Genomic DNA, 6024 nt, shown 5'->3' with positions numbered 1-6024 from the left:
TATAAGATCCCTCAAAGATGATGAGGTTAATAGGTTCGAGGTGGAAGCGTAGTGATACGTGGAGCTGACGAATACTAATCGATCGAAGACTTAATCAAATTTAAATCACAAGTTTTTGTTTGTGTAGAAGATATACTTACTATCTAGTTTTGAATGTATCAGCATTCAATTTTATCTGGTGCCTATGGCAAAGAGGTCACACCTGTTCCCATGCCGAACACAGAAGTTAAGCTCTTTAGCGCCGATGGTAGTCGGACTTACGTTCCGCAAGAGTAGGACGGTGCCAGGTAATTCAACGAGAGAGGTCATGATGACTTCTCTTTTTTTGCGTTTAAAGAAGAAAGTTTTGTGGTGAGATCGCTTGTGTAGCTGTCTCGCCTTTTTTGATAGTACACAAAAGCGAGAGATTCGGGCGTTTTATCTAATTTTATAAGAAATACTTGAGAAACACGCATGTGATCATGAATCATCGCAAATTCAGAAATAGTGGATTTACTTGTGGATCCGTATGAAATTAAGTAATCAAGACATCAAGACATGTGGGTATTAAAAAAGCGCACAACCTATCAAGATTGTACGCTTCGACATGCCTCGCTATTTTTACATATATGAAATTATAATAAACCTAGGTACTTTTAATTATCTATCCACCACAGAAGATGGACAGTCGCTTAAATGTTATCACGGGATTATTCTTTTTTATCAATGCTGTTTTTCATATCGTCGTAGTTGCCATAAAATTTTGTTAATGTTTGATTTTCTAATAAGTAGGTTGTATGGAACAGTTTGTTTAAGAAATATCTGTCGTGTGAGACAGCAATGACAGTGCCATTATAATCTGCTAATGCGTCTTCAATCGTTTCTTTCGCTTCAATATCTAAATGGTTGGTTGGTTCATCTAATATCAGCATATGGTAGTCACTGTTTACTATTTGTGCCCAACGTAGACGAACTTTTTCACCACCACTCAAATCTTTTACCCTTTTAAAAACATCTTCTCCGTAAAACATGAATTGTGCAAGGATATGACGTGCTTGTCCTTCTGTTACAGAGACTTCTTTGCGAAATGTTTCAAGTAGTGTGTCATCTGTGTCGTCATTAAATATATGTTGAGATAGATAACTAATTTTCAGATGGTCGGCCGTTTTAACCGTGCCTTCGTCTGGCGCTACATGGCCTAATATCATTTTGAGCAGCGTAGATTTACCTATACCATTGTTACCTACGATGGCGACATGTTCATTTTTTCGTACTAACATATCAGTGTTTTTTAGTAATGTTGTGTCATATGTTTTGGAAACATCTTGCATTGTAATGACTTTATCTGCACCTAAAGTATTGTCTTTCAAATCAAGGTGCATTTGTTTATGTTTTAGTGTTGGTTTTTCCAATGTTTTAATGCGATTTAATGCTTTTTCCATACTTTTTGCACGTCGGAACATGGAAGCGTTGGGTGGTTTCGCTTGGCTTGCCCATATACGTAATTGTTTAATCGCTTTTTGCATTTGTTTGATTTTCTTTTGTTGCGTTTTATAAGCTTCGAATTCAGCGAGTATGCGCTTTTCTCGTTCATCTACAAAATATGAATAATTGCCATGATACGTATGAAGTTGTTGCTGATCAATTTCAATAATTTGAGTTGTGACGTCATCTAAAAAGTAGCGATCATGTGAGACAATCACGACGGCACCTGTATATTGCTTAATGTATTGTGTAAGCCACTCAATCGATTTAATATCAAGATGATTGGTTGGCTCATCTAATAATAAAAGTTCAGTAGGTTGCAGTAATATTTGGGCAAGACAGACCTTTGTACGTTCGCCACCGGATAGTTTGCCCCACATTGTATCAAGCAAATGTGTAATGTTCAATCCGTGTGCAACGCGGCGTATTTTCGCATCTATTTCATAACCACCATGTGTTTCATAATAAGACTGTAATGCGCCATATTGTTGCATGTAGGTATCTAACTGCTCTGTATCATTTGCCATCTGCTGTGTAAGATATTCAAGTTGTTGTGCGATATGATGTAATTTTTTAAAAGCCGATTCGAGGTATGTGTAGACAAGTGTCTGTGCATCAGTATTAGGTAATTGGTCTAAATAGCCAATCGCGATATCTTTCTGCCAACTGATTGTGCCTGAAGAGGGCGTTTCAATGCCAGCAAGCAATTTGAGTAATGTGGTTTTACCCTCGCCATTTCTACCGACTAAACCGATAATGTCTCCAGCATTAAGTGTGAGCTTTACTTGATCAAATAGGACGTTATCTAAATAACGCTTTGTAATAGAAGATGTATTTAATATATTCATTTTGCTTCCTCCGTAGTAGCCATAAGGAAGCGCAAAAGGTGTCAGTTCCTTATAGCATGATTATTTTTTCAAAAAAGACAGACTCCACCAATTTTGAAAAAACAGTCGCAAATTTGTTGCGAATGATTTGTAAAAATCTGCAACAAAACGCTATAAGAAACATATGGACACCTCCTTGAGTAGAATTACTTCTATTGTATCTAAAATGCCTTATTATTTCAAAAATAGCCAAAAATTCTTTTTAGCCTGTGCTATGATATACAGAAGACAATCAATGGAGGTGCGGGAGATGGCGCAAGTGTTATGGCAACAAATGCGTAATTGGGAGGAAAAGCAACCTATCTCTCTACATGTTCCTGGTCATAAAAATGGAACGATTGGGGATACGTCATTTGTGCAAGCGCAGTATGATGTGACGGAGATTACAGGTTTTGATGATTTACACCAACCTGAAGCTGTACTCAAAGAAAGTATGGCAGGTGTAGATCGACATCCGGATTATGATGCATTTTATCTCGTGAATGGTACGACGAGTGGTATATTGGCAGTGATTCATGCGTTTCAATCGTTAACAGGCGATGTAATACTTGCACGCAATGTACATAAGTCTGTTTTTAATGCGTTAGATTTGGGGATGCAACAAGCAGTCATTCTACCTACAGCAACGGATGCGTTAACCCAACAATATGTGAAACCAGATGGAACGGCGATTCAGCGATTGACTGGTAAGCTGGGTGTCGTTACCTATCCCAACTACTATGGCCAGACATTTGATATTGCACAAACGGTCCGACAGTTTCATGCACAAAATTGTCCGATTCTCGTGGACGAGGCACATGGGGCACATTTTGGGCTGACAGGTTTTCCGTCATCAGCATTGCACGCTGGAGCGGATTTCGTTGTACAGTCGTTTCATAAGACGCTACCGAGTTTGACGATGAGTTCGGTTTTATTTATACACAAAGCAGCCCCGAGACGTGATGAGGTTATCCGTTTACTACAAACGTTTCAATCGTCTAGCCCGTCTTATTTGTTAATGGCGAGTTTAGAGGCGGCCAATGCCTTTTATGCATCATATGAAAGTGACTACTTTTTTGAACGGCGTGCCAAATTGATAGATGTGGTATTATCGAGTGGCTTGCGTGTCAAAGAGATGGACGATCCTTTGAAATTATTAGTGTATCATCCGACTCTAACAGGACATCAGTTACAGCAATGTATGGAGGATGAAGGCATCTATGTTGAGTTAGCGGATACGCAACATGTGCTATGGGTGTTACCGCTATGGCATGAAGGAGATACATATCCTTTTGAACAGTTGATGACACGTATTAAAGCAATTCATATACCAAATGACGTGATGACTGAGCTCGAATTGCAACAACAGTTATATACAGAGGAAGGACGCTATGTGCCGACACAAGTGGAACGGAGTCGTTGGATTTCTTTTGAAGAAGCGTGTGGCAAGGTGTTAGCACAGCATCTCGTGTTGTATCCGCCGGGCATTCCGAGCATGCTGAAGGGCGAACAAGTCACGTCATCTATGATAGAATTAATGGGACAATGGTATCACAGTAACTTGAGAGTTGAAGGTCTCAAGGAAGGTAAAATAAAAGTGAAGGATGACGAATAACATGGGATTATTTATTACGTTTGAAGGGCCAGAGGGGTCTGGTAAAACAACAGTATTACATGCTGCGGCAGCTGAACTTGAAAAGGCACATCATGTTGTAACAACACGTGAACCTGGTGGTGTTGAAACGGCTGAGGCGATTCGCAACATTTTGCTAGAAGGTGATGCGATGGATGGTCGTACAGAAGCATTGCTATTTGCAGCTGCACGACGTGAACATCTTGTTCAAAAGGTGTTGCCAGCATTGGATTCTGGCGCGATTGTCTTATGTGATCGTTTCATTGATAGTTCGCTTGCGTACCAAGGATATGCACGTCATATTGGCGTAGAAGGTGTCGAGCGCATTAATGATTTTGCAATTGAAGGACATTATCCTGATATGACGATTTATTTGGATATTCCAGCAGCGTTAGGGCGTGAGCGTATTGCGGCGAATCAGCGTGAACAGAATCGTTTGGACAAAGAAGATCATGCGTTTCATGACCGTGTTGTTGCGGGATATCAGCAGTTAATTGCACGTCATCCTGAACGTTATACGGTCGTTGATGCGAGCAGAGCGGTTGATGACGTTGTGACAGATGTGGTCGCTGTTATTCGACAACAAATTGAGAAAAAATCATTGGAAAATTAAACAAGACTGATACTAAGATATGATATAATACTGGGTAAGAGGTGTGACAAAAAATGAAAATGATTATAGCGATTGTTCAAGACCAAGATAGCCAAGAACTTTCGAATCAACTCGTTGAAAATAATTTTCGTGCGACAAAATTAGCGACAACAGGTGGCTTTTTGCGCGCAGGAAATACGACATTTTTATGTGGTGTAGACGACGAGCGCGTGGATGAAATTCTAGACGTCATTAATAAAACGTGTGGCAATAGAGAACAACTCGTTTCTCCGATTACACCAATGGGTGGAAGTGCGGATTCCTACATCCCGTTCCCAGTTGAAGTGGAAGTAGGCGGCGCAACGGTGTTTGTGATGCCGGTAGATGCGTTTCACCAATTTTAAACATGATACTGAAGGTTGTGGCAGTGTATGCACGTCTTAGGATAGCAGCCTGTCGCACCCTTTTTTAATTTGATATAATTTAAGCAGGATTTATAGGGACATGATGATGTCTTAAAGGAGGTTTGTGCACAACATGACGGAGATGGAACGGCTGACGGCAGCATATCGCAATGGCAAATTATCACATGCGTATTTATTTGAAGGTAATGATGCGGAAGCAATGACGACAACGGCGTTAGCATTTGCACAACTCATATTATGTCAGGACAATGAACAGTGTCGTATGAAAGTAGAGATGCACAACCATCCGGATTTTCATTATGTTCGAACGGAAGAAACAAATATTAAAAAAGATCAGATTGAAGAACTGGTACACCACATGAATCGATTACCGATAGAGAGTGATTATAAAGTGTACGTGATTCAAGATTTTGAAAAACTGACGGTTCAAGGGGAAAACAGTATCTTGAAGTTTTTAGAAGAACCGCCGGCAAATACCGTAGCGATTTTATTGTCTACGAAGCCGGAACAAATTCTTGATACCATTCATTCACGCTGTCAACACGTGTATTTTAAACCGATGCAACGTGCTGATTTTGTCACATATTTAGTAGATCATGCCGACTTTACACGCCCGATCGCAGCGTTGATGAGTGCGTATACGACACAAGTTGAAGTGGCGACACAGTTGGCTGAAACGTATGAACTCGCCCCATTAAGACAAGTGATTTTGCAGTGGTGTGATAAGCTCGTGAAGCAACGAGAGATGGCATTGATTGGCGTGATTGAATTATTGAAACATGCGAAGAATAGACAATTACAGCAATTGGTTCTTGCGACAATGAATGCATATTTTCAAGATTTACTCTATATCAAAGTAGGGATGCATGAGAAAATTGTATTTACGGAATTGCAAGAAGACTACGAAGCGATTGCAACGACGTTAAGTTATCGTCAGTTGACGCATATCATTGAAACCATCACGGAAGCACATAAAAAATTGATGCAAAATGTGAATCCAGCGTTGGTATTTGAACAAATTGTTATCAAAATGAAAGGGTGACG

Annotated in this window: 5 protein-coding genes and 2 rRNA genes; 6 read left to right on the top strand and 1 reads right to left on the bottom strand. The window is 40.0% G+C overall.

Features of this window, described 5'->3' with window-relative positions; all coding sequences use genetic code 11:
* Both TP70_RS10845 and rrf read left to right on the top strand, forming a co-directional pair.
* Positions 1-98, top strand: a 23S ribosomal RNA gene (locus tag TP70_RS10845); the annotation flags it as partial.
* Positions 99-174: 76 nt separating this feature from the next.
* Positions 175-289: ribosomal RNA gene (gene rrf, locus TP70_RS10840) — 5S ribosomal RNA — on the top strand.
* Between the two features lie 400 nt (positions 290-689).
* Here the strand turns inward: rrf and abc-f are convergent.
* Positions 690-2312 (bottom strand): ribosomal protection-like ABC-F family protein, encoded by a 1623-nt coding sequence (gene abc-f, locus TP70_RS10835; RefSeq protein WP_044361605.1) that lies wholly within the window; start codon positions 2310-2312, stop codon positions 690-692.
* A gap of 289 nt (positions 2313-2601) precedes the next feature.
* Here abc-f and TP70_RS10830 point away from each other — a divergent pair, with 289 nt between their 5' ends.
* The 4 genes from TP70_RS10830 to TP70_RS10815 all read left to right on the top strand — a co-directional run bounded on the left by TP70_RS10830 (position 2602) and on the right by TP70_RS10815 (position 6022).
* Positions 2602-3945, top strand: coding sequence for an Orn/Lys/Arg family decarboxylase (locus tag TP70_RS10830; protein ID WP_044361603.1), 1344 nt, complete (start codon positions 2602-2604; stop codon positions 3943-3945).
* Between the two features lies 1 nt (position 3946).
* Positions 3947-4576 carry a dTMP kinase gene (gene tmk / locus TP70_RS10825; protein WP_044361601.1) on the top strand — a complete coding sequence of 210 codons (630 nt, stop codon included), beginning with the start codon at positions 3947-3949 and terminating at the stop codon, positions 4574-4576.
* 53 nt (positions 4577-4629) lie between these two features.
* Complete coding sequence (locus tag TP70_RS10820; protein ID WP_044361600.1) at positions 4630-4959, top strand: cyclic-di-AMP receptor; 330 nt, start codon at positions 4630-4632, stop codon at positions 4957-4959.
* 133 nt (positions 4960-5092) lie between these two features.
* On the top strand, positions 5093-6022 hold the full coding sequence (locus tag TP70_RS10815) for a DNA polymerase III subunit delta' C-terminal domain-containing protein (RefSeq protein ID WP_044361598.1): 930 nt from the start codon (positions 5093-5095) through the stop codon (positions 6020-6022).
* The last annotated feature ends 2 nt before the right edge of the window (positions 6023-6024 follow it).

Source organism: Staphylococcus microti, from assembly GCF_000934465.1.
Lineage (GTDB): Bacteria > Bacillota > Bacilli > Staphylococcales > Staphylococcaceae > Staphylococcus > Staphylococcus microti.
Note: the sequence above shows the minus strand (reverse complement) of the source record. Positions and strands in the feature narration are given on the sequence as shown.

Coding starts and splice junctions, on each gene's coding strand:
- abc-f (WP_044361605.1), bottom strand. CDS start 2,312: ATGAATATATTAAATACATCTTCTATTACAAAGCGTTATTTAGATAAC.
- TP70_RS10830 (WP_044361603.1), top strand. CDS start 2,602: ATGGCGCAAGTGTTATGGCAACAAATGCGTAATTGGGAGGAAAAGCAA.
- tmk (WP_044361601.1), top strand. CDS start 3,947: ATGGGATTATTTATTACGTTTGAAGGGCCAGAGGGGTCTGGTAAAACA.
- TP70_RS10820 (WP_044361600.1), top strand. CDS start 4,630: ATGAAAATGATTATAGCGATTGTTCAAGACCAAGATAGCCAAGAACTT.
- TP70_RS10815 (WP_044361598.1), top strand. CDS start 5,093: ATGACGGAGATGGAACGGCTGACGGCAGCATATCGCAATGGCAAATTA.